The sequence below is a fragment of the Metabacillus niabensis genome (assembly GCF_902829255.1).
Lineage (GTDB): Bacteria > Bacillota > Bacilli > Bacillales > Bacillaceae > Metabacillus > Metabacillus niabensis.
The window spans coordinates 1-1,550 of record NZ_CADEPK010000219.1 but is presented as its reverse complement, the minus strand read 5'-3'; the positions used below and the strand labels follow the sequence as shown (position 1 = coordinate 1,550).

The 1,550-nt window shown below is 36.5% G+C and carries 1 protein-coding gene; it reads left to right on the top strand.

Features of this window, described 5'->3' with window-relative positions; genetic code table 11:
• Positions 1-1,550, top strand: a 1,550-nt coding sequence (gene recJ, locus HU235_RS14260) for a single-stranded-DNA-specific exonuclease RecJ (protein ID WP_174880613.1), incomplete at both ends; no start/stop codon positions are given.

The following is a 1,550-nucleotide window of genomic DNA, read 5'->3' as shown; positions in this document are numbered from 1 at the left end:
TTTATATACCGAATCGTTTTACAGAAGGATACGGTCCAAACGAAGCAGCATTTAGGTTTGCCCATGCTCAAGGATTTTCATTAATTATTACTGTAGATACAGGAATTGCTGCTGTGCATGAAGCGAATATTGCAAAGGAGCTTGGTGTTGACCTTATTATTACTGATCACCATGAGCCAGGTCCAATTTTACCAGATGCGCTTGCGATCGTTCATCCAAAGCAACCAAACTGTCCATATCCGTTTAAAGAGTTAGCTGGAGTTGGAGTTGCATTTAAGTTATGTCACGCACTACTTGGAGAGCTACCTGTTGATTTACTAGAAATAGCAGCAATTGGGACAATTGCTGACCTTGTTTCATTAAAGGATGAAAATCGACTTATTGCTAAAATGGGATTAAAGCAAATGAAATCGACAAATCGCGTTGGCTTAAAAGCATTATTAAAGGTTGCAAATGTTGATTTGTCTACAATTAATGAGGAAACGATTGGATTTGCGTTAGCTCCACGTATTAATGCTGTTGGAAGATTACAATCTGCAGATCCCGCTGTTGATTTGCTTTTATCAGACAATGAGGACGAAGCGATGGAAATCGCTCATGAAATTGATTTATTAAATAAAGAACGTCAAAAACTAGTAAACAACATGACGGAAGAGGCGATTGAAGAGGTAGAGGCAAATTTTCCGATTGAAGATAATCCAGTACTTGTCATTGCGAAGGAAAATTGGAATCCTGGAGTTGTCGGAATTGTAGCTTCTAGATTGGTTGAAAGGTACTATCGTCCAACAATTGTTCTAAGCATTGATAATGAAAAAGGGATCGCAAAAGGGTCAGCAAGAAGTATAGAAGGCTTTGATTTATTTGAAAATCTATCAACTTGCCGCGATATCTTACCACACTTTGGAGGCCATCCGATGGCAGCCGGTATGACTTTAAAGCTTGAAGACGTTGAGGAGTTAAGAAAACGATTAGTTGAAAAAGGGAAACAACAATTAACTGAAACGGATTTTATTCCAATTACGAAAGTTGATGTATGTTGTAAACTTGAAGAAATAACTGTTCATTCTATTGAAGAAATGCAAAAATTAGCTCCATTTGGGGTGGATAATCCTAAGCCAATCGTACAAATTGAAGAGGTCACTCTTGCAAATGTACGAAAAATCGGATCAGAACAAAATCATTTGAAGCTCGTTTTCGAGGATGATGTCCATCAATTAGATAGTGTAGGTTTTGGATTAGGCTATATTCATGATGAACTATCTCCGTCAGTCCAGTTATCAGCAATCGGCGAGCTATCAATTAATGAATGGAATAATTTTAGAAAGCCACAACTAATGCTTCAAGATATAAAAGTAGATACGTGGCAATTATTCGATTTTCGTGGGACTAGAGAGGTTGATAAATTATTAGGTTCTGTAGTTAAGTCAACAAATGATAGTCTTATTGTTACGTTTCAATCAAAAATGTTTAATGCTTTAATTAAAAAGGGTTATGAAGAAAATAGCTTTTTTGTAGATTCGATCGAATTAGCAAGGGAAGTAAACATTAAT